The following is a 26233-nucleotide window of genomic DNA, read 5'->3' on the forward strand; positions in this document are numbered from 1 at the left end:
TTCAACGCGTATATATGAAGTTATTTAAAAGGGAAGGACGCAAAAAAGCCCCTATCGGAAAATCCGATAGGGACGATAAAAATCGCGGTACCACCCTATTTGTAAACAATCAATTGTTTACCACTTACTTTAAGATAACGGAAAGATCCGTCTTTCTCTTCATGCATTATGTGCACTACGGGAAAGAAGCTCCAGAATTGTAATTCACGCTTGTATATGTACTGATTCGCACCAACCATCAGTTCTCTGAGACAGGGATATAAGTCGCTACTAGTATTCCTTCAAAGCCGATATATAATTCGTTCAACTAAACTATGTTTTGTATTATAAAACTATATTTAAAAGCTTGTCAACAAAAAAATTATTACTTTACTTCTAAATCAACATTTAAATTAGATGTATTTCCAGCTGCATCGGTTGCTACAATATGAATTATATTTTTTCCTTGTTGTAATTGGTTACGATCGAAATAAATTTCAAAATTTTTCTCCCAAGGGTTTAAGAATGCACTTTCCCATACACCATTTCCGTTAATTTCATATTGCATTCTCACTGGAATGCCAGGTGCAACCCAACCAGATTCTGTCATCCAATCTAGTAGAATATCGTCAACTTTCCCTCTAATTATGAGATTTTCTTGATCAATTTCGTGTGTTAACTTAGGTGCTGTTCGGTCGATAAACACAGCTCCTGTTTGCTTTGTTTCTCCACCAGAGTTAGAAGCAACAGCTTCGATTTGGTATAAGCCATCAGGTAGAGAGGATCCATCAGTTTTTGTATCATTCCATTTGAAAGATTTATAACCAGGTGTTTCGTTTTTACCTTGATACACCATGCCTTGATATGTCACATGGTCTTTCGTAATTAAATTAGCATGAAACGCTATGTCCTCAACTGGTGTAACTAAATAGTAATTGATTAGGTTGTCATCTAGTATTTTGTCATTATTTGGACTGAAAGTAGAATTAACGATTTCAAGGTCATCAATTCGCTTGTATTCTTTTGGATCGATGCTAAATGTAAATGGAATACGCATTTCTTCAGTCTTCCCTTGTTCTTTTACATATAGATTTCCTGTATATACACCTTGTGGTAAGGAGCTATCAACAGTAATAGTAAAAGGCTTTTCGATGTTACTATTAGGTTTCATACTAATCGAAGAAGGGAAAGAAGTCTGGACTTTTGTTTTTGTATCTAGTAATTCAATACGAGTTGAAAAGTTTTTCTTTTTGTTAGAAAGATTTTGTAACGTAATATTTTGTGTTAACTTCACTTTACCGCTATTAGGTTTAATAAGGCCGAAACTTACATTGTTCGGTTTCACTAATGCATCTGTTTGAGCTGCTTTTAGAATGTTAATTAAACCAGATCCTTGTGCCATGACAGGATATGTATTTTCATTGACATCCTTTAATGTTTTTGCAGTGTTGGCAAGCGCAGATTTCAATTGTTCTGTCGTCCAATCAGGATGCATTTGACGTAGTAAGGCAACGGCTCCCGCTACTTGTGGCGCAGCCATACTTGTTCCGTTGTGAGATTCATAGCCACCTCGTGGTACAGTACTAGTAATTTGTACTCCAGGTGCAACTATATCAGGCTTTATTAGCCAACTTCCTTGTGATGGTCCTCTTGAACTGAAGTTACCAATAAGTTCAGTTTTGTTTGGTTGTCCAATCTTTATATTTTTCTTTCGTTTTGTAATTAAAGTTTTTAACTCTTCGCCATTTGTATTGGATAGTTGCATAACTGGGAGAGCTATATCTGCACGTCCAAAATATTCGGGCATAAGATCAATTTCTTTTTCGTTAGAAATGAGTAGCACGCCGAGAGCGCCAGCTTGTTTCGCTTGTTTTGCTTTTACTAATGCGCTCGAAGTTCCTTGTAAAACAAGGGCAAACTTCCCTTTCACATCTTGTTTAGCGTAATCGCTTGAATTACCGTAGCCAACATAGACAAGCTGAGCATCGTTTCCTACTTGGAAGTCTGCTTTTGATAACGGTAATCCTTGGTAAGATTTATTGGAACCAGCTACTTGGAATGTTGGAAATGGAATAGAAACGGTCGATGCTCCAACAGATATTACACTACTTGCGTTACCAGGAGCGTCAACAGACCAAGGTTTTGGTCCATCATTTCCATTTGAGACGACCGCAGTAACACCAAGTTTTGCTGCGCGCTCTAACGTCATTGTTACAGGTTGATCAGGTACATTCAAGTCTTGACCGAGAGATAGATTTAAAACATCGGCACCATCTTGAATAGCGCGCTCAATACCTTGAATAATATCTTCGGTCGTACCAGTACCACCATCATTCATGACACGGTAAGCGAGTATAGAAGCATTAGGAGCAACTCCCTTTATTTTTCCGTTACCAGCAATAATTCCAGCAACATGGGTACCGTGGACGTTTCCATCCATCGGATCATTATCTTCATCGACTGTATCGTAGCCACCAATATAATTTGCTTGTAAATCAGGATGGGTATAGTCTACACCTGAATCGATAATAGCGACTTTCATTCCTTTTCCATCAAGGGGTTTGCCAGTTGGATCTTTTAAATTCCATGCTTCAGGTGCACCAATTGTCGGTCCGCCGATATTTGGTGCTTCTTCGTTAGTAGCGCTTTTTGATGTCTCATGTAATTTATATGTTAAGTTCGGATAAATTGCTTTTACTTCAGGTAAAGAAGCTAAAGCAGCAATTTGATCTCCTGGGATAGAAATAGAAAACCCAGAAAATAATGTACTATATGTTTCTTTTATCGTTGCCTTCGGTGCTTTTTCTTTAATTTTTTTTGTTGTATCCTCTTGTGCCTTTTTTAGTTGTGCATGGTATGATTGCACATTGCTATTTTTTAGGTCCGGAGCATGCTGAATGTTACTTTGTGAAGCGAGTGGAGCATGTTGCAATTCTACAATGACTGAAATTTCTTTTGATGTTTTTGTTTCAACATTTTGCGCGATTTTGTTTTCTCCCATTGTTCAATATTCGCTTTTAACTGTGGACTAAATTGCTTCTCTTTTTGCAGTGATTCAGTATGGGCGCTTAAAGCTCCAAAACTTGAAAAGACGAGCGCCATACTTAATAGTGTAGATGTAGTTTTTTTCATTGAAACTCCCTCTAATAAAAAGTGTCAATATTTCGAAAAGTTATCTTACATTTTTATCATTAAATATAAAAACGAATGTTGGCTAAACTATATTTTCGACATAATTCATACCAATCCTCTTTGAATTGAAAATTTCTTGGGAAATTTTTTGGGATTATGTCGAATGGATATTTTTCACATATTGTAGGTGGGAAGTGAGGAATGCTATGAGGGAAATGGAGGGGTGTTATGAAAAGGCTCATAGTAAGTGGTAGCGTATTGTTGTTCATTTTTTTATGCTTAGTTACTATTATTAGCGCAGAAAATAATGAAGTGAAAGTTGCCTTTATTCGTAATCATAATCTATGGATTAAAGTCGGTGAGAAAGAAAAACAAATTACAAAAGGAGAGTACATAACAGGGCCGAAATGGTCCCATGATGGAGAATGGCTTGCATATGCAAAAGGAAAGAAGCGAAATCATTTTGAACTGTATCGGCTGAAAGATGGAAAGAAAGTTACACCATCTCAATCAGAAGCATCGAATTATCAATGGTCACCAACAGAGAATATAATTGCATTTATATTTACAGGTACATTAAACACATTTGATGCAGAAAAAAAGATTGCCGATTTTGAAAATGTAGCCAATGGTGTAGGGGATTATGCTTGGTACCCAGACGGACAGAGGTTTTTTGTTTCCTCTGAAGCGTACTTGCTTCCAACAGGGTGGACAGGTGCTCAGTTATATGAAATACAAAAGGATGCAAATATGAATCCGCACAAAATGAAACATATATATGCATTACCAAATGAGCACGATGATTTTTTAGCGTTAGTCGCAAGTGGATTTAAGTGGTCACCAAATCAAAAATGGATCTCATTTTTAGCGGTGCCAACAGCTTCGCGGTCAGCTGATAGTAATACACTTTGTTTAATACGAGCAGATGGCAGTCGTTTTGAAAATATAGATCAAATGCTGTTAAACACACAATGGTTCAAATGGGCGCCATCAAAAAATATATTAGCATATATTGAAGGAAGCGGGAGAGTTGCATTAGAGAATAAACATTTAAAAGTAAAAGAACTGCCGGCATTACAGCAGAACACATTTACTCCAAAAGGATATGTTGATTGGGATTTCACATGGAAGAACGATAATGTAATTATCATTTCAAGGGCAAAGGAAGCAGATTTATCTTTACCTCTAGAAAAAAGACCACTACCATCTTTATATGAGATAAATAGTATAAATGATGAACAACATCGAATTACAAAGCCACCTAATAGCCAAGGTGATTATAATCCTATTTTTATTAAGAAGAGTAACCAATTAATGTGGATCCGTTCGAATCGTAAGAAAGCTGATGCATGGCTTGCTCATAGCGATGGGAAATATGAAAAGAAGTGGATTGAAAATATAGATGTGCCAGAGTGGTATTATGAGAAATGGAATTGGGAAGATGTCCTTTCGGTTAAAGATGAGTAAAAAACCTGCCTAAAATATAATTTTTAGGCAGGTTTTTTAATGTTATTTATGTGTTTTATTTGGCTTTTTTTTCGCAGGGTTTCCGTTCCCTTGGCGTTTTCTGTTTTGTTCATCTTTTGCTTGTTTTTCATGTAATGTATCTAAAAAGTCATTTGAGTTACTCATTTTTATATCTCTCCTTTTTTCATTGCGTCCTAATTACTATAACCATTTAGGAGGATAATCATGAGATAAAAGTTAAGCGCTTAGTTTTCTTCGGTAGTATAAGTAAAATAGTCCATACGTAATGAATAACATGAGTAAAATTTGTAACTCTACATTTTCTTTAAAAATAGTTGCGACAGGATCTGGTAAATAAGGTGATGTATCGCTCGTTCCTAAACCTAACCATTTGTTTAAGAGGTTCATGATACAAAATATGAAAACACCGGACCAGCTTGCGATAATTGCTTTTTGCTTAATTTTCGTTTTACGTTCATCATCTGTAATCCAAGGATTAGCAGTCTTATCACTAATAAAAAAGCCATTTATGTATCCCCATATGATTATTCCGATAAAGATGATAATCCATTTCATATTTGTATTCCTCCCTTGTTGTAAAAAGTTTTTTACATATATAATTGTAATGTTTTCCAAATATTGATGTCAAATACTTTTTACATTCTACTTTTAAAAATAGCAGGAGTAAAGAAAAAAATAGGGAAGAAATATGTGAGACCATTTTCTAGTGAGAGGAAGAGGAGAATGAAACTTGTCTTTGTTCGGCATGGTGAAGGTGAGCATACGAAAGATTTACCATTAAGTTTACAAGCGGCGAATCCGTCATTGACGGGTGTGGGAAAGAAGCAGGCTAAATTGCTTCAGTGCGATGTACCATTACAAGAAAAGGATATATTAATCGTTAGTCCTACACTTCGAACTTTACAAACTGCGACAATATGGAGTGCGGAAGTCGCTTGTCAAAAAATTGTTCATCCATATGTATCCCCGCGTATTTTTCCTTATCGGGAATCCGCCAAAACATTGCCATGCGATCAATTGTTAGATCGAAAGATAATGAAAAATTTATTTTCACATTTTTCATTAGAAGAAAGTACAAATGAATTGTTATGGAATGAGGGAATCAATATCATCTCAGAGAAGGAATTTCAGCAAATAGTAGATGAATTTCTGCATTGGTGCTATCAGTTAAAAGCAGAAAAAATTTGTATCGTTTCACATGATGGAACAATTACAGCATATAGGCAATATTTACAGAAAGTTGCTTTAAATAGAGCAGATTTTTTGAAAGAAACGGGTATGTATGAAATTGACTTATAGGGTAGGGAATTTGTAATGGAAGAGTTAGGGGAAAATGTATACGGCTTAAACGAGCAGAGGGTATACTTTGGCGTAGCGAAAATTAAGTAATATGCAGAATTGCATATTATATATATTGTAAACGATTGGTGTAAGTTTGGGGAGCTGAAGCTAGTAGAATCGATTTTGCATAATGATGCAAAATCGTATGTTAGATCGATAGATTATGTAGGTGGAAATTTAGCACTTATGTTTACAATATGCTTATTTTACAGGCTTATTAACCATAACAAAACGTTATGAGAAGCTGTTCGAGAAGCGAGATTAATCGATGAGGAGACATGTACATTTCGAGTATATAAGCAACATGAAACGCATTTGTTCTATATTCGAATGAATGCGTTTCACATTTAACTCACATTTTTTTTACATTTTCTTCAATGAAAATGATTATCACTTGTGGTATGATATGTTCAAGTTTTTGCGGGTAATAAAAGTTACTATATAAACGTTAGTATTTAATGTTTTTTATGTATGTCACAAATTATTCATAATTAATATTTCAAAAGTAAGTAACTAATGTTATTATATTATCTGTAACTGACTTAATTACAACTTTAGGAGGAAGATATGATTATTCAATTTTTAAGAGAAAACAAAGCAGTTTCTTTTGTATTAGCGATAGTTCGAGTGTATCTTGGTTACACATGGGTAATGGCTGGAATCGGTAAACTACAAGGAAAAGGATTCGATGCAACTGGTTATTTACAAGGTGCAATTGAAAAATCTAAAGGAGCACAACCAGCTGTTCAATCTTGGTGGGCATCATTTTTACAAGATTTTGCAATTCCAAACGTTGATTTATTTAATACACTTGTGACGTGGGGAGAAATTTTAGTCGGAATTGGTTTAATTGTAGGCTGTTTAACAAAAACAGCGGTCTTTTTCGGCCTTGTAATGAACTTTTCCTATATGTTTAGTGGGTCAATTGGTGTGAACCCTGAGATGGTTATTTTATCGATGTTCGTTCTTGTTTCTGGTATGAATGCTGGGAAAATTGGAGTTGATGGCTTCATTATTCCAAAAGTACTAGGATCAAAAACTCAAAAACGCCAAAAGCAAGCTGCTTAATATATGAAAACGGGTATCTCAACATGAGATACCCGTTTATTTTTCAGCACTTATAGGATTTTTCTCGAAGAAATCTTTTACATACCCTACAAATTCTTGTGGCTCTTGACGAAATGGTGCGTGATAACCTTTTTCGATAATATGGAAAGTACTATTTTTTAAGAATTGATGATAAGTTTCTCCCTCTTTCCAAGAAACGCTACTATCATTTCTTCCCCATATAATTAAAGTTGGTTGTTTAATTTCATTTGCATTGATTTGAAGACGTCTAGGCCATAATTTCATTTTATTATAGTGCTCTTCATCATTACGCTTGAATTTAACTTTGCTCTCATCATAATCTGCAATAGAAGAAACGGTACTTAAATCAGTCGACAACTTTGGTTTAGGTGAACCTTGTTTATTAACGAGCGTATGAGGGCCGCCTGTAGCATCAGTTAAAATAAGGTGGGTAACCGCTTCAGGGTATGAATATGTTAAATTAAGAGAAATTTCTCCCCCCATCGAATGTCCCAGTATTGCGAATGATTCATATCCTAGTTTTTTCATTAGCTTATAATACAAATTTGCATGAGTTGGGAAAGAATAATAAAAATCCATCGGCTTAGAGGAACGTCCGAATCCTAAAGCATCAACAGAAATAATCGTATGATCTTTTGCTAAATCGGAGTAAATCTTTTGAAAACCATCGGATGATCCTCCAAATCCATGGATCATAAGTAAAGGTGGTTTTTTATCACCAATCTTTTTAAAGTAAATCGTTTGACCATCTATCTCTACCATTTTTTCCTCGGTAGCTAGTTTCGCTGTAAGTGTATTTTTAACTTGTTTTACTTGTTCTACTGGCTTTTCTGCTGCACTACATCCTACTAATAGTGTAAGAGTAAGACAACCTACCATAAAATAGCTAAATCGCTTCAATTAGGTGTCTCCTTTCTAACATAACGCTGCATCTATCATAGCAAATAGCATATTACGATTTCCAGGAAGTTGATTACCATTCTTTATCATAAGCGGTGATAGGAGCGTTTCCTGGAAATTTGCTGTTTGAAGAAATTGGCGGAAAATAAATTGTGAATGGGGAACATCAATGCGTATCGTACCATTCCAGGATTTACAAATCATTTCTAATAACTGAATAGCGTCTTTTTCTTTTTTTGAAATAAGTGGAGTGATACATAGTACATCTCCTTTTTGTATGCATAAAGCAAAAGCATCTATTTGATTATCCCGCTCTATTTTAAAGGAGTAAGTTGCTCTCGATAGTAGTGATAAATAAAGCTTAGAACGATCTGCACCAGTCGCAGTTTGATCAAGAGAAATTAGAGATTGAGCACCCGTCTGCTGAATTTGTTTTATGGGAACAAAATTTGTATTTTTGTAAGCCGCTTGTTTTTCGAAACGATGAATGGTTGTTATTGATTGAAATCCATAAGATTCATATAAGGGTTCGCCAGCTTTTGTTGCAATGAGCGTAATAGGGAGCGATGGATGAGTTACTTTTAAGCTATTGTTTAACAAAATACGGCCAATTCCTTTTCTTTGAAAATCAGGATGCACGATTAACATACCGATAGAAGAAAATCCAGGGGCAAATGAAAAGACCCCGCCCGCTGCAATAAGTTTATTCTCATATACATAGCCAAAAACTGTGCCAATGGAAAGGTACATATGGAATTGCTCTTTCATAAAACTCGCATGCTGTAACCACCCAACTGATTCGCAAAGAGAGAGTAAGGCTGGAATGAAAGATTCGTCTAGTTTTACTGTTTTCATAAAGTTCACCATATTTCTATTTAAATTAGAAAAAATAAGAATAATATTACGAAATGTAAAATAATAGGTTCGTATTAAAAGAAATCCAACATGTTTATATTTATCTTTGTAAAGGGGAGTATGCTTGATATGAAAAGACAACCTTATACAAATTATAACTGAAATTTACATAAGTTAACAAAAAATTTACATATAACTCATTTTCTCTTAACAGTCTTCTATTAAATTTGATAGTGGGAAATGAATAACCTAATTAGGGGGACAAGAAAGTGAAAAAGTTTGTAAAAAAAGCATGGCCATTTGCAGTTGTGGCGTCGTTAGCAGTTACTTCGGTAGCAACATGGAATTTTACGCGTTCTAGTGAGGTTAATGCAGATGAGAACGGAAACAATGCAAAAATTAAAAATGTCATTGTATTAATTGGGGATGGTATGGGGCCTTCATATATGACAGCTCATCGTTATATGAAAGATAATCCAAAAACATTTGAGATGGAATCTACAGAATTCGATAAGCATCTTGTAGGAACACAAAAAACATATCCAGAAGATGAACATGAAAATATTACAGACTCTGCATCGGCAGCTACTGCGATGTCAGCAGGTATAAAAACATATAATGCAGCTATTGCAGTAGATAATGATAAAGCTGAAGTGAAAACAGTGCTTGAGCAAGCGAAAGAAAAAGGGAAGTCAACGGGACTCGTTGCAACTTCTGAAATTACGCATGCAACACCAGCTGCATTCGGTGCACATGATATTAGTCGTAAAAATATGGACGCAATTGCAAATGATTACTTTGATGAGAAAATTAAAGGTAAGCATAAAATAGATGTTATGCTTGGCGGTGGTGTAAATAACTTTGTTAGAAAAGACCGCAATCTTACAGAAGAATTTAAGAAGTCTGGTTATAGTTATGTAACAGACCGTAATCAATTATTAAATGATAAAAGTGATCAAGTTCTTGGTTTATTTGCACCAGGCGGTTTAGACAAAATGATTGACCGTACTGATAAAACACCTTCATTAGAAGAGATGACAAATGCAGCAATTGAGCGCTTGAACAAAAATAAAAATGGTTTCTTCTTAATGGTCGAAGGTAGTCAAATTGATTGGGCTGGACATGATAATGATATTGTCGGTGCAATGAGTGAAATGGAAGACTTCGAAAAAGCGTTTAAAGCAGCAATTGAGTTTGCAAAAAAAGATAAGAACACATTAGTTGTTGCAACTGCAGACCATGCTACTGGCGGATTATCTTTAGGTGCGAATGGTGAGTATAATTTTAAAGTAGATCCGATTAAAGCTGCGAAACGTACGCCAGACTTTATGGCAAATGAGATTGTAAAAGGTGCAAATGTAGAAGAAACATTGAAAAAATATATTGATCTACAATTAACACCAGAAGAAATTAAAGCTGTAAATGATATCGCTCCATCAAAAGATGTAACAAAGATTGATAATGCAATTGAAGATATCTTCAATAAGCGTTCAGTTACAGGTTGGACAACAGGTGGACATACAGGTGAAGATGTGAACGTATATGCATTCGGACCAGGTAAATACTTATTCTCTGGCGTTCAAGAGAATACAAATATAGCGAAACGTGTCTTTGACATTGTTGGCGGCGGCGATCCAAATAAAGGAAGACGCTAATTATAAACTAAAGTGAGGCGAAATGCCTCACTTTTCTTTTTAGGAGATGGAAAGATGAGAATTTTTTTAGGGAAATTAAGATTGCTTCTAGTATTCGTATTATTGCTAGTTGGATGTCAATCTCAAGGGAATAATATAGAACAAAAATCTGCTAAAAAAACTGAGGAAAAGGTACATATAACGAGAGAAGAAGAGAAATCCATTCAAGATGTTATTGAGGCATTTGTACGGACGACGAATGAAAAAAATCTTGCTGAACATATGGAGTTGTTTTCAAAGAAGATGCCTAGTGCTGAAGACTTAAGAACACAAGAAGAAGCAGCTTTTCAAAAAGGGAGTAAGAAAATTGAATTGGAACATATGAATATGAAAGTTCTTAAGGATGGGCTTGTTATTGCTGAAACGGAGGAAAAAGAAGTAGATGGAGGAGTTACTCTTCAGAAAAAAGTACAGTATGCACTTGGAAAAGAAGAAGAAGGGTGGAAGATTGAAGAGGTTCGTACGATAGAGAAGAAATAAAGTGAAACTTTAATCAGTGGGGTTTTGTCCATCCCCTACTGATTATTAGCCTTCACCAATCGAGATAAAAAAGGTTCTCATAAGAGAGAACCTTTTTATAGTGGTAATAAAATTTGATTTGAACATGCTTCAATGTCATCGATATCTTGACGGATTGTTGCCATCTTATTATCAAGATCTTCAGCTTTCATAGCAGCGTCATGTAGTTCATCTTTCAAATAATCAGGTATGTTTCCTTCATATTTGTAGTAAAGTTTATGTTCTAAACTTGCCCAAAAGTCCATGGCAAGTGTACGTAATTGAATTTCTGCAAAGACATCTTTCGTACCAGAATTTAGTGACAATGGATATTTTATTATCATGTGTAAACTTTTATAGCCATTTCCTTTTGGATTAGCAATATAATCTTTTACTTCTACAATTTCCATGTCTCCACGATTTTCAATAACTTCTTTTAAATGGTAAATATCTTCTACAAAGCAACATGTAATACGGATGCCAATAATATCTTGTAATTGTGTTTGAGCATTTTCAACTGTTGGAGATAAGTTTTTACGCTCAAGCTTCCTAATGATACTTTCGGGTTGTTTAAGTCTTGTTTTTATATGTTCAAACGGGTTGTAGTCTTCTAAAAATTGAGCTTCCCGGTTCATAATTTCAAATTTAGTTTTTAACTCTTCTAAAGCGAATGTATAAGGTAATACAAAAGCTTTCCAGTAGTTAACTGTTGATTGGTTATATTCCATTTCTATACACACCTTTTCTTATTTACAAGTGAAGTTGTTATTATACTAAACACCAAATCATGTAGGCGCAAGCAGCAAATGATGAAATCATAAAGCGATATTTAGTTTTCATATTTTCAACTCCTTTCAAATGAAATTTTATATATTAATAAACGCAGTTGTTAGTAAGTTCACTATGTACAATTCCTATAGTAATAGATTCATGTGAAATTCGTATGAACTAATTGTTTCAGTTTTTTGTCTTTTTTTTGTAAATAAAAATTATTGCTACAATTTGTAATACATTGGAAAAATTATTCAAGGTGTGAAAGATTTATTTCGTTCGACAAAAAGCTAAGGATTCCATATTTATATCGTACAGACACAAACAACCTCACGCCCACATACAAATAATAAAGACCACTATTTTGGCGGAGGTGAAAGGTTTGAGTCTATTCGCCGCAATTGGATATATGGTTCGAGAAGTGTTTGTCTTTGTTTCTTATGTGAAGAATAATGCGTTTCCGCAGCCGTTATCATCAGACGATGAGAGAAAGTACTTAGAGTTAATGGAGCAAGGTGATGCTCAAGCGAGAAATCTGTTAATTGAACATAATTTACGGCTTGTAGCTCATATCGTTAAAAAATTTGAAAACACAGGGGAAGACGCAGAAGATTTAATTTCAATTGGTACAATTGGGCTCATTAAAGCGATCGAGAGTTATTCTGCAGGGAAAGGAACTAAGCTTGCGACGTATGCAGCACGCTGTATCGAAAATGAAATTTTGATGCATTTACGTGTGCTGAAGAAGACGAAAAAAGATGTTTCACTTCATGATCCAATCGGGCAAGATAAAGAGGGCAATGAAATATCGCTTATTGATATATTAAAGTCAGAATCTGAAGATGTAATTGATATGATTCAGCTTAGTATGGAGTTAGAAAAGATTAAAGAGTATATCGATATTTTAGACGAACGAGAGAAAGAAGTAATTGTGAAGCGTTTTGGACTAGGGCTTGATAAAGAGAAAACACAGAGGGAGATTGCGAAGGCACTCGGTATTTCAAGAAGCTACGTATCGCGAATTGAAAAGCGTGCTTTAATGAAAATGTTCCATGAATTTGTGCGGGCTGAGAAAGAGAAGAAAGCGAAAGAATAGAGTATAGGAAAGGCAACCGTATTTCAAAAGCGGCTGCCTTTTCTTCTGTAAAAAGGAGAGAAAACGAGCTGCTCTAAGAAGAAATACATGTTCACTGTTGAAAATGGCGGGTTCTATCTGTAATATTAGAAGGTGCTAAACAATTTAAGAATAAAAATTATACTTAGTTTTTCTTCATGTATAAAGAGACGACTCCATGCTATATGTGGGAATAAGAACCAATTCTACATATGATATAGAGAGAAAAGAAGGAGAAACTAAAGTTATAGACTGGTTAGGAGGTTTCGTAATTTGCGACGTACATTATATCGACTTATGATCGAACTTACAAATGGTCGTTTTACTTCTTATATATTACGTAAATTTGCACAATCTCGTTTGAGCTCTATCATTATTCCATCGTATGCGAAAGTTTTTCAAATTAATCAAGATGAGATGGAAAAGGGTTTGAAGGAATATCAAACATTGCATGATTTATTTACGCGTAGGCTAAAAGAAGGAAAGCGTAGTATTGATGCAGATGCATCGAGTATCGTTAGCCCTGTTGATGGTGTTTTTGCTGATCAAGGTCCTATTGAGGATACAAAAACATTCGATATAAAAGGAAAGCGTTATTCAATTGTGGATATGCTAGGTAATGAAGAGCGTGCAAAGCGATATGCAGGCGGTACATACATGGTAATTTATTTGAGTCCAAGTCATTATCATCGTATTCATAGTCCGCTCTCTGGCTCTGTCACTGAAAGATTTGTACTTGGCAGAAAATCATATCCGGTAAATGCAGCGGGTATGGAGTATGGGAAAGAACCATTGTCAAAAAATTATCGCTCTGTTACAGAAGTAAATAGTGAAGGTGAACATATGGCGCTTGTAAAAGTAGGTGCCATGTTTGTTAATAGTATTGAGCTCCTTCATGAAAGAAGTACTGTTCAAAAAGGTGAAGAGATGGCATACTTTACATTTGGTTCAACAGTTGTTTTATTATTTGAAAAAGATATGATTGAAGCAGTGCAGGAATTGACAAGTGGACAAGAGCTGCGTCTTGGTGAAAAAATTGCAACACGATTATCTCATAAGTAAAGAAAAGATTTTATAATATACTTATGAAGCTCTAATTAAGAAATATGGACAAAGATGCTTAATGAAGAAATCCCCTAGATGGGAGTACTTGTTTATTCGAGAGCCATCGCAGGATGGCTCTTTTTACAGGTCAATCAGCAATCTATATGTACTCAAGAAGATTTGACGAGCTTGTCCTCTAACGAGCGCCGAATAATTTCTTGTTTTATAAGTAAAATGAAGTCGGGATTTAATTTTAGTTCTTTTGCTTTATAATAAGACTCAGTGAGTAACTTAGTAGATAACTGTTCCATATGTTTTGTTTTCAAGGTGAGTCACCTCCTAATAATATAAGGATTGATTCGTTGTTGCATTTAATGTACCAAAAAAATATGACAGTCACAAACAAGAGGTTATCCACATACCTCAGTGGATAAAGTGTGTACAGATTGTTAGTAAATTCCAAATTGACTGAAAAAATAATGTGGAAAGTGTGTACAAGTTTATCCACAGGTTATCTATCGAAAAATGTTGTCGAAAAATTTTATGAAAAATCCTCAAAGAGGTGAAAGAAATTGAAGTTATTTTTACCAAATGAATATGTGAAAAATGTATATCATGTTCAACCAGAAGATTTGAAAAAGCGTGGAATTAAAGGAGTTATCACTGATTTAGATAACACTTTAATTGAATGGGATCGTCCAAACGCAACACCACAGCTTGAAGAGTGGTTTTTGAAAATGAAAGAAAATGATATTCAAGTAACGGTCGTTTCAAATAATAACGAGCAACGCGTTAAAGACTTCGCTGACCCATTAGGTATTCCGTTTATTCATAGTGCACGTAAACCGTTTGTTCGCGCATTTAAGCGTGCGATACAAGAGATGCATTTACAGCCAGATGAAGTCGTAGTAATTGGAGATCAGCTACTAACGGATGTGCTCGGTGGAAATCGAGTGGGACTTCATACAATTTTAGTTGTACCAGTAGCGCAAACAGACGGATTGGTAACACGCTTTAATCGAAAAATTGAACGAAGAATTATGAGAAACATGAAGAAAAAAGGCTTAATTAATTGGGAGGAATAAAGTTTGACTGAAACAATTAAATGTATTGGTTGCGGTGTAGAAATTCAAACAGAAAATAAAAATGAAGTAGGATACGCTCCTGCATCATCTTTAGAGAAAGAACAAGTAATTTGCCAACGCTGTTTTCGTTTGAAACATTATAACGAAATTCAAGATGTATCTTTAACAGATGATGATTTCCTTCGTATTTTGAACGGAATTGGACAATCAGACGCACTAGTGGTTAAAATCGTAGATATTTTCGATTTCAATGGTAGCTGGTTACCGGGCTTACATCGTTTTGTAGGGAATAATAAAGTATTACTTGTTGGGAATAAGGCTGACTTAATTCCAAAGTCAGTTAAGCATGATAAAGTAAAACATTGGATGCGCTATAGTGCAAAGCAACTTGGTTTAAAACCAGAAGATGTCTTTTTAATCAGTGCAGCTAAAGGTCAAGGAATCACTGAACTTGCGGATGCGATTGAGTATTACCGCGAAGGTAAAGATGTTTATGTTGTTGGATGTACGAATGTTGGTAAATCAACATTTATTAATCGTATGATTAAAGAGTTTAGTGATGAGACTGAGAATGTAATTACTACATCACATTTCCCAGGAACAACACTTGATTTAATTGATATTCCATTAGACGAAGAATCTTCTTTATTTGATACGCCAGGTATTATTAACCATCATCAAATGGCACATTATGTTGGGAAACAAAGCTTAAAGCTTATTACACCGACTACAGAGATTAAGCCAATGGTATTCCAATTAAATGAGGAACAAACATTATTCTTTGGTGGATTAGCACGATTTGATTATGTAAGTGGAGGCCGTCGTGCATTCACTTGTCATTTCTCAAACCGTTTAACAATCCATCGTACAAAGCTTGAAAAGGCTGATGAATTGTACGAAAGACACGCTGGGGAATTATTGAATCCACCGACACCAGAAGAACTAGAAAATATGCCTGAGTTTGTGAAATATGAATTTAATATTCGTGAGCCAAAAACGGACGTTGTATTCTCTGGATTAGGATGGGTTACTGTAAATGAATCAGGAGCAAAAATTGTTGCTCATGTACCAAAAGGAGTAAGTGTTTCATTACGTAAATCTTTAATTTAATATGGAGAGGGATTTATGAAACAATTATATGGTGTAATCGGAAATCCAATTGGACATTCATTATCACCTGTTATGCATAACGATGCATTTGAACACTTGAATATGGATGCCCACTATCACGCGTTTCTTGTAGAAGAAGCAGCGTTAGGGGAAGCAGTAAAAGGTTTAAAAGCATTAGGAATTTCAGGGTTTAATGTAACAACTCCGCACAAAGTTGCAATTATGGAGTATCTAGATGAAGTTGCCCCGCTAGCAGAGCAAATCGGTGCAGTAAATACAGTAGTTCATCGAGATGGAAAATTGATTGGCTATAATACGGATGGAATTGGTTTTGTTCGTGCCTTACAGTCAATTAGTAAAAATCCGCTTCAAGAGAAACGTATTTTATTGCTCGGTGCGGGCGGTGCTAGTCGAGCTATTTATTTCTCACTTGCAGATGTAGGTGTGAAAGCAATTGATATTGCTAATCGTACGAGAGATAAGGCGGAGAATCTTGTCGCTGGATGTTTGGCAAATGTTAATTCACATGCTCTATCGCTAGAACACGCAACAAAAACTCAAGGGGAATATGATATTATCATTCAAACAACAACGATAGGTATGCATCCACATGTTGAGCATACGCCGCTCGAAATTCGTTCATTGAAAAAAGGAGCGATTGTTTCTGATATTATTTATAATCCATTTGAGACGAAAATTTTAGGCGATGCGAAAGAGCAAGGTGCAATAATTCAAAATGGAATCGATATGTTCGTTTATCAAGGAGCGCTTGCATTTGAAATGTGGACAGGGTGTGTTCCGAATATTGATAGAATGAAACAATTAGTAATGAGAGAGCTTGGAGGCTAATTATATGTTAACAGGAAAACAAAAAAGATTTTTACGTGCAAAGGCACATCATTTAACACCGATTTTTCAAGTTGGAAAAGGTGGCGTAAATGAAAATATGGTGAAACAAATTGGAGAAGCATTAGAAGTTCGTGAACTATTTAAAGTGAGCGTATTACAAAACTGTGAATTTGATCGTCGTGAAGTTGCAGAAGAGCTTGCACAAGGTGCGCGAGCTGAAATCGTTCAAGTAATCGGAAGCACAATTGTTTTATATAAAGAATCTAGAGAAAATAAGCAAATTAAGCTTCCACGATAAAAGGTATACGTGAGCTATTTCGTAGTGGACGCTTGATATGTAGAAAGTGAAACTAATTGAACTTTTATTAACAGTAGACTCTCTTCGAATATTTATGGGGAGAGTTGCTGTATGTAAAAGGAAGGAGCGTTTCTTTTGAGAAAAATTGGCATTATTGGTGGCACGTTTGATCCACCTCATAATGGGCATTTGTTAATTGCAAATGAAGTGTATCATGCTTTAGGGTTGGAAGAGGTATGGTTTTTGCCGAATCAAATTCCACCACACAAGCAAGGACGTAACATTACGAGTGTGAAAAGTCGATTAAACATGCTGCAAATAGCGACTGAGGAAGAAGCATACTTTTCAATTTGTTTAGAAGAGCTAGACAGAGAAGGCCCATCTTATACGTACGACACTATGGTACAATTAACGGAGAAGTATCCGGATGTGCAGTTTCACTTTATTATTGGCGGAGACATGGTTGAGTATTTGCCGAAGTGGTATAACATTGAAAAGTTACTTAAACTTGTGACTTTCGTTGGAGTTGCAAGACCAGGTTATACATTAAATACGCCTTATGATATCGTAAAAGTGGAAATTCCGGAGTTTGCAGTTTCTTCTTCTTTGTTACGTGAGAGATATATGACGAAGAAAACGTGCAAATATTTACTCCCCGAAAAAGTACAGGTATATATCGAGAGGAATGGGTTGTATGAATCGTGAGGAAGCACTTAGCATTGTCAAACAACAAATGCATGAAAAACGTTATATACACACGGTTGGTGTAATGGAAACAGCGATTGAACTTGCTAGGTTATATGATGTAGATGAAAAAAAGGCAGAGATGGCTGCTATATTTCACGATTATGCAAAATGTAGAGCGATTCCAGAAATGGAAGAGATTATAAAGAGAGAGGATTTGCCGAAGGATCTACTGCACTATAACAAAGAGTTATGGCATGCACCTGTTGGGGCATACTTAGTAGAAAAAGAAGTAGGCATTACTGATCCTGAAATTCTACAAGCTATTACATATCATACAAGTGGTCATGAAAAAATGACAATGTTAGATAAAGTTATTTATGTAGCAGATTACATTGAACCAGGACGTAAGTTTCCTGGTGTGGAAGAAGCGAGGAAACTCGCATATAAAGATATAAATCAAGCTTTACTGTTTGCTTTAAAGCGAACAATTCAATTTTTAATGGAAAAAGATCAAACGATTTATCCATTAACATTCCAAACATACAATGCAGTTATCAAGGAGGAAATTAATAAATGAAAGATAAAGAGTTATTAGTATTAGCGGCAAAAGCAGCTGATGATAAGAGAGCAGAAGATATGGTTGTACTAAATATGCAAGGTATTTCACCGATTGCAGACTATTTTATTATTTGTCACGGAAATTCAGACAAGCAAGTGCAAGCAATTGCACGTGAAATTAAAGCGAAGGCACATGAGTTCGAAATTAACGTACAACGTATGGAAGGCTTTGATGAAGCGCGTTGGGTTTTAGTAGACCTTGGTGATGTGGTTGCTCATGTATTCCATAAAGACGAGCGTAATCACTATAATTTAGAGCGTCTATGGGGCGATGTGCCGCGTGAAGATATTGCAGATGAGCTAGATCAATGAAATACGAACAATTTGCTTTGCTGTATGACGAACTGATGAATGATGTCCCTTATGATAAATGGGTGGAATTCACAGAGGAAAGTTTGCAACAGGCATCTATGAAAGAGGCAAAAATTCTTGACGTAGCATGTGGAACTGGTAACGTAACACTTCCGCTTGTGCGAAAAGGTTATGATTTAATTGGTGTAGATCTTTCGGAAGAAATGTTAACTGTCGCACAGCAAAAATTGGGGGGAGAAGGTTATTTTATTCCTTTTTACCAACAAGACATGAGAGAACTCGATGTTCCTGGTGAATTTGATTGTGTGACAATCTTTTGTGACTCATTAAATTATGTATTGCAAGAAGATGGAGTGCAAGAGACATTTAGAAGAGTTTTCCACCATTTACGTCAAGATGGCTTGTTTTTATTCGATGTACATTCTTTATATAAAATACATCATGTATTTCAAAATGAAACGTACACAGTGAATGGCGAAGAAATATCACTTATTTGGAACTGCTTCCCTGGAGAAGAATCAGATAGTGTGGAACATGATTTAACATTCTTTGTTCAAGATCCAGAAGAAGATGTGTATCATCGTTTTGACGAATGTCACGTGCAACGTGCATATCAGGTTGAAGAGCTAACGAAATGGCTTGAAGAAGCTGGTTTTACAGTGCTTCGCGTGACTGGTGACTTTGAGCGACTTGAAGTTACAGAACAAACAGAGCGTATTTTCTTCATGGCGAAGAAAAATAGATAAAACAAAAGCAACCGAGAAGGTTGCTTTTGTTTTGTAAAAAAGATGTAATTTTAGTTCTAGAATAATGAGAAGGTGATATGTGTAAAGTGTAAAAGTGCTAGTTTAAGTGAAAGTATAGTATAAAAAAGAAAGTATTTATAAAAAGGATTTGGAATGACGGTGGCGTATTTATTATGTGTGTTTATTGAATTGCTGCTCAACGCATTTTAAATCTTCATCAAATTTCTCATGTGTCCGTTCGATTAATTTATGAAACATATCCCCAACGTGCTCTTCTAAAATACGAATACCTTCTCCTGTAACACCGCCTTTAACGCATACCTTTTCTTGTAAAGTAGGTAATGTGAAAATTTCTTTTTCAAGTAATTTCCCCATTCCAATGACCATTTCACTTACTAAAGTAGTGGCTTCTTCATGTGTAATATTCGTTTTATCTACAGCAGCGTTAATAAAACATTGTAATAAATAACTAAAAAAAGCAGGGCCACAACTTGCTATATCAGATGAAACGCGCGTTATATCTTCTTCTATAACAAGGGGAGTAGAAATTTTTTTGAATAGATGAAGTAGTTTTTGTTTCCATTCTTCAGAGCAGTTATTTCCAAATGTAAATAGTGATGCGCCAGATAAAGCGCGGTTTGTAATGCTTGGAATGATTCGTGCGATATGGCAAGGTATAAGCGTTTCTAATTGTGATGGAGATATTGGGCTTGTAATAGAAACTAAGCACTTTTCATCTGAAAAATGTTCAGCGTATTTTTGTAGGATAGGGTATATGTCTATCGGTTTTACGCAAATGAAAATAAGCTGGGAGTGTTCGATTACTTCTTGGATTGTTTTGGCTATATGAACAGAAGGGTATTTTTCCTTTATATGATATGCTTTGGCAGGCGTCCGATTAATAATAGTAAGGCACGAAGGTTTGACAGCACGGGTTTCTAAAAATGCATCGATTAGTATATTCCCCATGTTCCCTGTCCCTATAATTCCTATGTTCAATGTTTCATCCCTCCTTCGTAACGGCTTTCTCCTAAACAATATGAATGATGTTATGAATTTATGATTAGAGGTGTAAAATGATGTGGGATTTTCCGAAAAAATGGTTGGGATTAGTGGTTATTATTGGAACTGTAATTTTTCTTTTTTTCTGGAAAACGAACCAGCATGCAGAGCAAACAATTATGACAACAGATGTCCAAATGAAAGAGGTGGAGAAGAAAGGAAAGCCGAAAGAATTGGGCACGAAGGAGCAGAAAAAAACCATTGTAATTGATGTAAAAGGAGCTGTTTTTAAAGAGGGTGTGTATGAAATGAAGGAAGGGGAGCGGGTGAAGGATGCGGTTGAAAAAGCAGGTGGTTTTTTACCGGATGCAGAGATAAAGAAAGTGAATTTGGCACAAGTTGTACGAGATCAAATGCTTCTTTATATTCCTAACAAAAATGAACCAGTGCAAGAGGGGGCTGCTTCTTCAAAAAAAGAGGGGAAAGTACAAATAAATACAGCTTCTAAAGAAGAACTTGAAAAAATAACAGGTATTGGTTCCCGGAAAGCGGAAAGTATTTTGAAATATCGAGAAGAACACGGACCGTTTCAGAAAATAGAAGATTTATTGGAGATTGACGGGATTGGAACGAAGTCACTTGAGAAAATAAAAGATCAAATAATTATTCCGTAAAAGATTGACGAAGTTTTTCTTTTTTCGCTACACTACAAGTAGACAAAAAAGTAGGTGAAGATATGGAACGAATTTCATGGGATCAATATTTTATGACGCAAAGCCATTTATTATCTTTGCGTAGTACATGCACAAGGCTTGCGGTAGGAGCGACAATCGTTCGTGATAAACGAATTATTGCTGGTGGATATAACGGTTCAATTAAAGGTGGTGTGCATTGTATAGACGATGGTTGCTATGTCATTGATAATCATTGTGTTCGTACAATTCATGCTGAAATGAATGCTTTATTGCAATGCGCGAAGTTTGGTGTGAAAACAGAGGAATCGGAAATATACGTTACGCATTTCCCTTGTTTGCAATGTTGCAAGGCGATTATTCAAAGTGGTATTACAGCAGTTTATTATGCACAGGATTATAAAAACCATCCGTATGCCATAGAGTTGTTTGAACAAGCAAATGTGACAGTGAAACACGTTCCGCTAGAATACGATATTGCCTCGCTAGAGGAGCAAGAGCGTCATTTGCAGTTAAAAGAACTATTCTCATCTTTCGAAAAAGATAGTTTGTCAATGGAAGAATTACAGCATGTATTCACGAAAGCAAAAATGATGCTATAAGGAGTGGATATGAGTTGCAGGGACAATGGGGCTATGTTGCAATCTCGTTTATAATGGGGATTGCAATTGCCTTTTCCTCGTCGTATTTGTTGACTGCTTGTTGTTTCGTTAGTTATGTTTTATTTTATTTGTATCGTACCTCTCATATAACCTTCATCATTTGTATGTTAGCGTGTTTTAGTGGCGCTATGTATACCACGTATGTTCAAAGTCAAAATAAGCCTCTAGGAGAGTCCTACGAAGTTACACGAGGTGTTATACAAAATACACCTTTTATTAATGGGGATCGCCTTTCTTTTCAAATTAAAGATCAAAATGAGAATATAGTGCAGTTGAACTATAAAATTCAATCTGCATCAGAAAAGGAGCAATTGCGCCAATTATTTGCAGGAATAGCATGTACATTTAAAGGGGAGAAGCAAGAACCGCAAAATGCCAGGAATTTTCATGCTTTTGATTATCGTGACTATTTATACCAGCAAAAAATACATTTTATATTCAATGTGAGCGATATTTCTGAATGTCATAAAACATCGTTGTCTCTCGTGCAGTGGATTTTCTTTTTTAGGCAACAAGCAATCTCGAAAGTTACAGAAATATTTCCGGAACAGTCAGGTGCTTTTATGAATGCATTAGTATTTGGAGATCGACAACAAATGTCGTTTGAAGTAGAAGAACAATATCAACAATTTGGTCTTATACATTTGTTGGCAATTTCAGGTTCGCATATCGTATTGCTGATAGTTATAATGTATTTTGTTTTACTAAGAAGTGGTGTAACGAAGGAGAGAGCAACAGTATGTCTTATAGTTTGTATTCCTCTGTATATGATCATGGCAGGTGCATCACCGTCTGTCGTAAGGGCTTCTATAACAGGAGTATTGTTGCTAGTAGCTTTCATATGTTCTGTTCGCTTATCTAGCTTAGATGCATTAAGTATAACGGCTATATGTATGCTTATATACGATCCATATCTTATTTTCAATATTGGATTCCAGTTTTCATTTGTAGGTAGCTTTGCCTTACTGTTATCTGCTCCGATATTACTAGCGCGTAGTAACGGAGCAATCCGAAATACGATTTATATTTCTGTTGTTTCACAGCTCGTTAACACCCCAATTTTGCTATATCATTTTGGTTATTTTTCTCCTTATAGTATTTTCCTCAATCTTTTGTATGTTCCGTTTCTATCTATTCTTGTATTACCCTGTAGCATTGTTATCCTTCTATGTATGCCGATCATTCCATTTCTTGCGAAAGGAATTGCATATGTATTATCGATATGTTTAACCGTTTCTAATAATTTTTTAAGCTACTGTGAAAATTTCCCGTTTATCCGCCTTACTTTCGGTCAAACACCCTTAATTCTTGTAATTATATATTGTTTTAGCATTATTAGCATATTGGTGTTTTGGGAAAAGAGAATATCCCAAAGGATTTTTTTCATGGTTGTAGGCGTATTTCTTTTTATTTGTACGTGTCATTATGTATCACCATATTTTCGCGAAAGTGGGAGTATTACATTTCTTGATGTTGGACAGGGAGATGCGATATTAATTCGTCTCCCGTACGATAAAGGGGTTTATCTTATTGATACAGGTGGGGCGCTTCATATCAAGAAGGAGGCGTGGCAAGAAAAAAAGCATGAATTTTCTGTTGGGCATGATATTCTTATTCCTTTTTTACAAAAGGAAGGTATTAAAACAATTGATAAATTAATTGTAACGCATGGAGATGCAGATCATATAGGTGCTGCACAGGATGTATTATCATCTATTACTATAAAAGAAGTTGTATTTGGGAGAAAGGACCAAGATGCTGTATTAGAAAAAGCGTTAAAGAAACAAGCGTTAGCAAAGGGAGTGAAGGTAAGTGTAGTAGGAGAGGGTGAGAGCTGGAGAGTAAATGAAGCAGAATTTTTTGTATTAGCTCCAAAAGGAAAAGAAAAAGGAGAAAATGATTCTTCGGTTGTAATATGGGCGAAATTAGGAGGGTTAACATGGTTATTCACGGGTGACTTAGAAGAAGAAGGTGAACGGCTTGTAGTATCAACATATCCGGAGTTGCGGGCTGACATTTTGAAGGTTGCGCATCATGGGAGTAAAACGTCATCTACCGAACCTTTTTTGAGCCTTGTACAGCCGAGTGTAGCGATTATTTCAGTTGGAGAGCGCAATAGGTATGGGCACCCGCATAAGGAAGTTATAGAAGGTTTTAAGAAGGATGGTATTGAAATATGGCGCACGGATAAGCAAGGTGCTATTTCTTATGTTTTTAAAGGGGAAAAAGGAACCTTTCGCAGTAAAATCACATATGATGAAACACATAATAGATAAAAAAGAAGACTGCCATTAAGCGGCAGCCTTTAAGAACCGATAAATTTAATAACAGTTGCAATGATGAAAAGTGTTGCGAAAAAACCAAATGAGACGATAAATCCTACCCCTGAATCAATAGCGTCATTGCGTTTACTTTGAACGTTTTGTTCAAAATTATTCATTTAGAATCCCTCCCCAACATTCCACTTTAGTATAAAATATTGTCAGAAAAAAATCTACAATTTATATATGAAGAGAAATCGAGTATTTTTACTACTTTTAGCTCGTTAAGTAACATGATTTTTTCGTTTCCAATCATGTTAACAGTTGGCACTTATACTCGGATTTTTATTGTGAATAATAAAGGGAAGGTGATTACCGCACACCAATAAGAAACCCGGGACTTATTGCGTGGCGTTTTATATAAATAAAGGGACGGGTTATAAAGCCTGTTCCTTTGTACTTGTAAAACAAAAGCTAGGGCATTAGTATAAATATATATTGCCAAGTTAGGGAGTAGGAAAAAGTATGAGTGATATACATAAGAAAATTAAAAAGAAACAGTTTGCTCCGTTGTATTTACTGTATGGAACGGAAGCGTATTTTATAAATGAAACGATAAAACTGATTACAACGGAAGCACTTGAAGAGGAAGATCGAGAGTTTAATGTTGTGACATATGATTTGGAAGAAGCGTATTTAGAAGACGTGGTTGAGGATGCACGTACTCTTCCATTCTTTGGAGATCGTAAAGTTATATTAATAAAATCACCATTATTTTTAACGGCACAAAAAGAAAAATTAGAACAAAATATAAAAATTTTAGAAGAATATATCGGGGAACCTTCTCCTTTTTCTATTCTTGTTTTCGTTGCGCCTTATGAAAAATTAGATGAACGAAAAAAAATTACGAAACTATTAAAGAAAACAGCGGATGTAGTAGAAGCGAATGCGATGCAAGTGCAAGATGTCCAGAAGTGGGTTGTTTCTCGTGCGGAAGAGGCGCATGTATATATTGATAACGCGGCTGTTAGTTTGTTATTAGAGCTTGTGGGAAGTAATGTCACAATGCTAGCGAAGGAAATGGACAAGCTAACGTTATATGTCGGTATGGGCGGGGAAATTACATCGAAACTTGTGGCGGAGCTTGTACCAAAATCCGTTGAGCAAAATGTGTTTGCTTTGACAGAAAAAGTGGTAAAAAAAGATATCGCAGGTGCGATGCAAATTTTGGATGGATTATTCACACAGCAGGAAGAACCAATTAAGTTACTCGCATTATTAGTAAGTCAATTCCGTTTGCTGAATCAAGTAAAGGAGTTACAACAGCGCGGTTATGGACAAAATCAAATTGCTTCCCATATTGGTGTACATCCGTATCGTGTAAAATTGGCGATGAATCAAACGAAATTTTTCTCTTTTGAAGAATTAAAAAGAGTTATTGTAGAATTAGCCGAAGCTGATTACAGTATGAAGACTGGAAAAATGGATAAGAAACTTGTGCTCGAGTTTTTCTTAATGCGGTTAAACCATCTGTAATGATATAAAAAAGTTCATGTACTTGTTACATGAACTTTTTTTGTATATAAAAAAACGATCCGAATGGATCGTTTTTTAAACGCCTTACGCGTTTACTTGTTTCGCTAAGCGAGATTTTTGACGAGCTGCAGCGTTTTGGTGGATAAGACCTTTACGAGCTGCTTTGTCAAGTTTTTTAGAAGCAGTTTTGAAAGCTTCTTTAGCATTTTCAAGATCGTTATTAGTAACTAAAGCTTCTACAGTTTTAACAGCAGAACGCATGTCAGACTTGATAGAAGCGTTATGTGCACGACGCTCTTCGCTAAGTTTAGCGCGTTTGATAGCAGATTTGATGTTTGCCATACTTTTCACCTCCCTGGTGCAATCGAATGACTCGATTCTTACATAGAACAAGTGATATTCTATCAAACGGTGAAGAGAATTGCAATAGTATATCAATGAAATTTCACGTAAAGGAAAGAATGACCTAA

General features: G+C 35.6%; 28 protein-coding genes, 2 pseudogenes and 2 other annotated features (1 of these 32 running past the window's edge). Of the genes and pseudogenes, 20 read left to right on the top strand and 10 right to left on the bottom strand.

Annotated elements, in window-relative coordinates; translation table 11 throughout:
* Positions 1-14: a binding site (T-box leader), on the bottom strand (it extends 214 nt beyond the left edge of the window).
* 51 nt (positions 15-65) lie between these two features.
* Positions 66-294, bottom strand: a binding site (T-box leader).
* 70 nt (positions 295-364) lie between these two features.
* Positions 365-3111, bottom strand: a pseudogene (locus SJY24_RS08490) (S8 family serine peptidase).
* Between the two features lie 228 nt (positions 3112-3339).
* On the opposite strand from SJY24_RS08490, the gene SJY24_RS08495 reads away from it, so the two are divergent.
* A complete protein-coding gene (locus SJY24_RS08495) occupies positions 3340-4578 on the top strand; it encodes a TolB family protein (RefSeq protein ID WP_377864391.1) in 1239 nt (412 codons plus the stop codon).
* Positions 4579-4620: 42 nt separating this feature from the next.
* Here SJY24_RS08495 and SJY24_RS08500 read toward each other — a convergent pair whose 3' ends face one another.
* Complete coding sequence (locus SJY24_RS08500; RefSeq protein ID WP_000071861.1) at positions 4621-4743, bottom strand: DUF4023 domain-containing protein; 123 nt, start codon at positions 4741-4743, stop codon at positions 4621-4623.
* 72 nt (positions 4744-4815) lie between these two features.
* Positions 4816-5154, bottom strand: coding sequence for a hypothetical protein (locus SJY24_RS08505; RefSeq protein ID WP_000871134.1), 339 nt, complete (start codon positions 5152-5154; stop codon positions 4816-4818).
* A 168-nt stretch (positions 5155-5322) separates the two neighbouring features.
* Here SJY24_RS08505 and SJY24_RS08510 point away from each other — a divergent pair, with 168 nt between their 5' ends.
* The 3 genes and pseudogenes from SJY24_RS08510 to SJY24_RS08520 all read left to right on the top strand — a co-directional run bounded on the left by SJY24_RS08510 (position 5323) and on the right by SJY24_RS08520 (position 7008).
* On the top strand, positions 5323-5898 hold the full coding sequence (locus SJY24_RS08510; protein WP_377864392.1) for a histidine phosphatase family protein: 576 nt from the start codon (positions 5323-5325) through the stop codon (positions 5896-5898).
* Between the two features lie 6 nt (positions 5899-5904).
* A pseudogene (locus tag SJY24_RS08515) lies at positions 5905-6291 on the top strand (hypothetical protein); the annotation flags it as partial.
* A 216-nt stretch (positions 6292-6507) separates the two neighbouring features.
* Positions 6508-7008 (top strand): DoxX family protein, encoded by a 501-nt coding sequence (locus tag SJY24_RS08520; RefSeq protein WP_002122643.1) that lies wholly within the window; start codon positions 6508-6510, stop codon positions 7006-7008.
* A gap of 36 nt (positions 7009-7044) precedes the next feature.
* On the opposite strand, the gene SJY24_RS08525 is transcribed toward SJY24_RS08520, so the two are convergent.
* Positions 7045-7929 (bottom strand): alpha/beta fold hydrolase, encoded by an 885-nt coding sequence (locus SJY24_RS08525; RefSeq protein ID WP_377864394.1) that lies wholly within the window; start codon positions 7927-7929, stop codon positions 7045-7047.
* A gap of 15 nt (positions 7930-7944) precedes the next feature.
* The gene (locus SJY24_RS08530; protein WP_377864395.1) at positions 7945-8784 is read right to left on the bottom strand and encodes a GNAT family N-acetyltransferase; all 840 of its coding nucleotides are present in this window, start codon (positions 8782-8784) and stop codon (positions 7945-7947) included.
* Between the two features lie 269 nt (positions 8785-9053).
* Here SJY24_RS08530 and SJY24_RS08535 point away from each other — a divergent pair, with 269 nt between their 5' ends.
* Together SJY24_RS08535 and SJY24_RS08540 are read left to right on the top strand one after the other, a co-directional pair.
* Positions 9054-10439, top strand: a complete 1386-nt coding sequence (locus SJY24_RS08535) for an alkaline phosphatase (RefSeq protein ID WP_000714901.1) — start codon at positions 9054-9056, stop codon at positions 10437-10439.
* Between the two features lie 54 nt (positions 10440-10493).
* Positions 10494-10958, top strand: a complete 465-nt coding sequence (locus SJY24_RS08540; protein WP_377864396.1) for a hypothetical protein — start codon at positions 10494-10496, stop codon at positions 10956-10958.
* 95 nt (positions 10959-11053) lie between these two features.
* On the opposite strand, the gene SJY24_RS08545 is transcribed toward SJY24_RS08540, so the two are convergent.
* Positions 11054-11704, bottom strand: a complete 651-nt coding sequence (locus SJY24_RS08545; RefSeq protein ID WP_002015229.1) for a GTP pyrophosphokinase — start codon at positions 11702-11704, stop codon at positions 11054-11056.
* A gap of 425 nt (positions 11705-12129) precedes the next feature.
* Between SJY24_RS08545 and sigK the strand changes: the two genes are divergently transcribed.
* Complete coding sequence (gene sigK / locus SJY24_RS08550; RefSeq protein WP_000051382.1) at positions 12130-12843, top strand: RNA polymerase sporulation sigma factor SigK; 714 nt, start codon at positions 12130-12132, stop codon at positions 12841-12843.
* Positions 12844-13134: 291 nt separating this feature from the next.
* The gene (locus tag SJY24_RS08555; protein ID WP_071747392.1) at positions 13135-13923 is read left to right on the top strand and encodes a phosphatidylserine decarboxylase; all 789 of its coding nucleotides are present in this window, start codon (positions 13135-13137) and stop codon (positions 13921-13923) included.
* 152 nt (positions 13924-14075) lie between these two features.
* Here SJY24_RS08555 and sda read toward each other — a convergent pair whose 3' ends face one another.
* Positions 14076-14231 (bottom strand): sporulation histidine kinase inhibitor Sda, encoded by a 156-nt coding sequence (gene sda / locus SJY24_RS08560; RefSeq protein ID WP_265621871.1) that lies wholly within the window; start codon positions 14229-14231, stop codon positions 14076-14078.
* 246 nt (positions 14232-14477) lie between these two features.
* Between sda and SJY24_RS08565 the strand changes: the two genes are divergently transcribed.
* From SJY24_RS08565 to SJY24_RS08600, 8 genes are all read left to right on the top strand, one after another.
* Positions 14478-14990 carry a YqeG family HAD IIIA-type phosphatase gene (locus SJY24_RS08565; RefSeq protein ID WP_097830635.1) on the top strand — a complete coding sequence of 171 codons (513 nt, stop codon included), beginning with the start codon at positions 14478-14480 and terminating at the stop codon, positions 14988-14990.
* Positions 14991-14993: 3 nt separating this feature from the next.
* Positions 14994-16100: a ribosome biogenesis GTPase YqeH gene (gene yqeH / locus SJY24_RS08570; protein WP_000140802.1), complete on the top strand. Its 1107-nt coding sequence runs from the start codon at positions 14994-14996 to the stop codon at positions 16098-16100.
* Between the two features lie 15 nt (positions 16101-16115).
* A complete protein-coding gene (gene aroE, locus SJY24_RS08575) occupies positions 16116-16949 on the top strand; it encodes a shikimate dehydrogenase (RefSeq protein ID WP_377864397.1) in 834 nt (277 codons plus the stop codon).
* Between the two features lie 4 nt (positions 16950-16953).
* Positions 16954-17247 carry a ribosome assembly RNA-binding protein YhbY gene (gene yhbY, locus SJY24_RS08580; RefSeq protein WP_000955223.1) on the top strand — a complete coding sequence of 98 codons (294 nt, stop codon included), beginning with the start codon at positions 16954-16956 and terminating at the stop codon, positions 17245-17247.
* Between the two features lie 135 nt (positions 17248-17382).
* Positions 17383-17952 carry a nicotinate-nucleotide adenylyltransferase gene (locus tag SJY24_RS08585; RefSeq protein WP_377864398.1) on the top strand — a complete coding sequence of 190 codons (570 nt, stop codon included), beginning with the start codon at positions 17383-17385 and terminating at the stop codon, positions 17950-17952.
* Positions 17942-18511 carry a bis(5'-nucleosyl)-tetraphosphatase (symmetrical) YqeK gene (gene yqeK, locus SJY24_RS08590; protein WP_001078255.1) on the top strand — a complete coding sequence of 190 codons (570 nt, stop codon included), beginning with the start codon at positions 17942-17944 and terminating at the stop codon, positions 18509-18511. The genes SJY24_RS08585 and yqeK overlap by 11 nt, the downstream gene beginning before the upstream one ends.
* Positions 18508-18864: a ribosome silencing factor gene (rsfS, locus tag SJY24_RS08595; protein ID WP_000653209.1), complete on the top strand. Its 357-nt coding sequence runs from the start codon at positions 18508-18510 to the stop codon at positions 18862-18864. The genes yqeK and rsfS overlap by 4 nt, the downstream gene beginning before the upstream one ends.
* Positions 18861-19610: a class I SAM-dependent methyltransferase gene (locus SJY24_RS08600; RefSeq protein WP_071747387.1), complete on the top strand. Its 750-nt coding sequence runs from the start codon at positions 18861-18863 to the stop codon at positions 19608-19610. The genes rsfS and SJY24_RS08600 overlap by 4 nt, the downstream gene beginning before the upstream one ends.
* Positions 19611-19781: 171 nt before the next feature.
* On the opposite strand, the gene comER is transcribed toward SJY24_RS08600, so the two are convergent.
* The gene (gene comER / locus SJY24_RS08605) at positions 19782-20609 is read right to left on the bottom strand and encodes a late competence protein ComER (RefSeq protein WP_377864399.1); all 828 of its coding nucleotides are present in this window, start codon (positions 20607-20609) and stop codon (positions 19782-19784) included.
* 77 nt (positions 20610-20686) lie between these two features.
* Between comER and SJY24_RS08610 the strand changes: the two genes are divergently transcribed.
* The 3 genes from SJY24_RS08610 (at position 20687) to SJY24_RS08620 (ending at position 24242) form a co-directional block, all read left to right on the top strand.
* Positions 20687-21286 carry a helix-hairpin-helix domain-containing protein gene (locus SJY24_RS08610; protein WP_377864400.1) on the top strand — a complete coding sequence of 200 codons (600 nt, stop codon included), beginning with the start codon at positions 20687-20689 and terminating at the stop codon, positions 21284-21286.
* Between the two features lie 62 nt (positions 21287-21348).
* Positions 21349-21906 carry a ComE operon protein 2 gene (locus tag SJY24_RS08615; protein WP_000439790.1) on the top strand — a complete coding sequence of 186 codons (558 nt, stop codon included), beginning with the start codon at positions 21349-21351 and terminating at the stop codon, positions 21904-21906.
* A gap of 14 nt (positions 21907-21920) precedes the next feature.
* Positions 21921-24242, top strand: coding sequence for a DNA internalization-related competence protein ComEC/Rec2 (locus SJY24_RS08620; RefSeq protein WP_377864401.1), 2322 nt, complete (start codon positions 21921-21923; stop codon positions 24240-24242).
* A 29-nt stretch (positions 24243-24271) separates the two neighbouring features.
* Here the strand turns inward: SJY24_RS08620 and SJY24_RS08625 are convergent, their stop codons facing one another.
* Positions 24272-24406: a YqzM family protein gene (locus SJY24_RS08625; protein ID WP_001058627.1), complete on the bottom strand. Its 135-nt coding sequence runs from the start codon at positions 24404-24406 to the stop codon at positions 24272-24274.
* 346 nt (positions 24407-24752) lie between these two features.
* Between SJY24_RS08625 and holA the strand changes: the two genes are divergently transcribed.
* Positions 24753-25763, top strand: a complete 1011-nt coding sequence (gene holA / locus SJY24_RS08630) for a DNA polymerase III subunit delta (RefSeq protein ID WP_377864402.1) — start codon at positions 24753-24755, stop codon at positions 25761-25763.
* 84 nt (positions 25764-25847) lie between these two features.
* On the opposite strand, the gene rpsT is transcribed toward holA, so the two are convergent.
* Entirely contained in the window at positions 25848-26105 is a 258-nt protein-coding gene (gene rpsT, locus SJY24_RS08635) for a 30S ribosomal protein S20 (protein ID WP_001274011.1), read from the bottom strand.
* Between the last annotated feature and the right edge of the window lie 128 nt (positions 26106-26233).

This window comes from Bacillus sp. R86525, from assembly GCF_042466195.1.
Taxonomy (GTDB): Bacteria; Bacillota; Bacilli; order Bacillales; family Bacillaceae_G; genus Bacillus_A; species Bacillus_A nitratireducens.

What these genes read in the sequence shown, in the direction of transcription:
- SJY24_RS08600 (WP_071747387.1), top strand. Translation starts at nt 18,861, where the DNA reads ATGAAATACGAACAATTTGCTTTGCTGTATGACGAACTGATGAATGAT.
- SJY24_RS08500 (WP_000071861.1), bottom strand. Translation starts at nt 4,743, where the DNA reads ATGAGTAACTCAAATGACTTTTTAGATACATTACATGAAAAACAAGCA.
- rpsT (WP_001274011.1), bottom strand. Translation starts at nt 26,105, where the DNA reads ATGGCAAACATCAAATCTGCTATCAAACGCGCTAAACTTAGCGAAGAG.
- SJY24_RS08615 (WP_000439790.1), top strand. Translation starts at nt 21,349, where the DNA reads ATGGAACGAATTTCATGGGATCAATATTTTATGACGCAAAGCCATTTA.
- yhbY (WP_000955223.1), top strand. Translation starts at nt 16,954, where the DNA reads ATGTTAACAGGAAAACAAAAAAGATTTTTACGTGCAAAGGCACATCAT.
- SJY24_RS08540 (WP_377864396.1), top strand. Translation starts at nt 10,494, where the DNA reads ATGAGAATTTTTTTAGGGAAATTAAGATTGCTTCTAGTATTCGTATTA.
- SJY24_RS08545 (WP_002015229.1), bottom strand. Translation starts at nt 11,704, where the DNA reads ATGGAATATAACCAATCAACAGTTAACTACTGGAAAGCTTTTGTATTA.
- SJY24_RS08520 (WP_002122643.1), top strand. Translation starts at nt 6,508, where the DNA reads ATGATTATTCAATTTTTAAGAGAAAACAAAGCAGTTTCTTTTGTATTA.
- SJY24_RS08610 (WP_377864400.1), top strand. Translation starts at nt 20,687, where the DNA reads ATGATGTGGGATTTTCCGAAAAAATGGTTGGGATTAGTGGTTATTATT.
- holA (WP_377864402.1), top strand. Translation starts at nt 24,753, where the DNA reads ATGAGTGATATACATAAGAAAATTAAAAAGAAACAGTTTGCTCCGTTG.
- SJY24_RS08625 (WP_001058627.1), bottom strand. Translation starts at nt 24,406, where the DNA reads ATGAATAATTTTGAACAAAACGTTCAAAGTAAACGCAATGACGCTATT.
- rsfS (WP_000653209.1), top strand. Translation starts at nt 18,508, where the DNA reads ATGAAAGATAAAGAGTTATTAGTATTAGCGGCAAAAGCAGCTGATGAT.
- aroE (WP_377864397.1), top strand. Translation starts at nt 16,116, where the DNA reads ATGAAACAATTATATGGTGTAATCGGAAATCCAATTGGACATTCATTA.
- SJY24_RS08530 (WP_377864395.1), bottom strand. Translation starts at nt 8,784, where the DNA reads ATGAAAACAGTAAAACTAGACGAATCTTTCATTCCAGCCTTACTCTCT.
- SJY24_RS08495 (WP_377864391.1), top strand. Translation starts at nt 3,340, where the DNA reads ATGAAAAGGCTCATAGTAAGTGGTAGCGTATTGTTGTTCATTTTTTTA.
- yqeK (WP_001078255.1), top strand. Translation starts at nt 17,942, where the DNA reads ATGAATCGTGAGGAAGCACTTAGCATTGTCAAACAACAAATGCATGAA.
- SJY24_RS08510 (WP_377864392.1), top strand. Translation starts at nt 5,323, where the DNA reads ATGAAACTTGTCTTTGTTCGGCATGGTGAAGGTGAGCATACGAAAGAT.
- SJY24_RS08505 (WP_000871134.1), bottom strand. Translation starts at nt 5,154, where the DNA reads ATGAAATGGATTATCATCTTTATCGGAATAATCATATGGGGATACATA.